Source organism: Polaromonas glacialis (assembly GCF_000709345.1).
GTDB lineage: Bacteria > Pseudomonadota > Gammaproteobacteria > Burkholderiales > Burkholderiaceae_C > Polaromonas > Polaromonas glacialis.
This window is the reverse complement of record NZ_JMDZ01000055.1, coordinates 1-633: the sequence shown is the minus strand read 5'-3', so window position 1 is coordinate 633 and position 633 is coordinate 1. Positions and strand designations below refer to the sequence as shown.

General features: G+C 61.1%; 1 protein-coding gene. It reads left to right on the top strand.

Annotation, left to right across the window (positions count from 1 at the left end; translation table 11 throughout):
• Positions 1–600: IS110 family transposase (locus EC86_RS0100300; protein WP_029523729.1), on the top strand; the 600-nt coding region annotated here is incomplete at its 5' end.
• Between the last annotated feature and the right edge of the window lie 33 nt (positions 601–633).

Here is a 633-nt window from a genome sequence, read left to right as displayed (position 1 = left end):
GCTAGGTTGCACGCGCAACTGCGCGATCTGGGCGAGCAACAAGTCGATCTGGGCAAGGCACCGCGCGCGGGGAGCAAGCAGCGCCAGGTCTTCGACATTCGCCAGATACTGGCCAACTGGGCAGGCGTCGATCTCACGCGCATCAACGGGCTTGGCTTGACGGTGGCAAGCAAGATACTGACGGAAATCGGCCCCGACCTGAGCCGCTTTCCCACGGTCAAGCACTTCTGTTCCTGGCTGGGGTTGTGTCCGGGCACCAAAATCAGCGGAGGCAAGGTGCTTTCAAGCAGGACTCGGCAATCGAGCAACCGGGTGCGCCAGGCACTGAAGATGGCCGCCATGAGCCTGTATCACGGCAACAGCGCGCTGGGCGCGTATTACCGCCGCCTGTGCGCCCGCATGGACAAGCCCAGCGCCAACACGGCAGTGGCGCACAAGCTGGCGCGCATGGTGTATTTCATGCTGACACGCGGAGAAGAATTTGTCGATCAAGGCCAACAGCGCTATGAAGAGCAGCAGCGCCAGCGCAGCGTCGCAGCGCTCAAACGTCGGGCCACAAACTTGGGCTTTGTAATCACGCCAGTGGTGGCGGGGACCTGAAAATCTGGCTCAGCGAGTTTTGTTTCTTGAGAG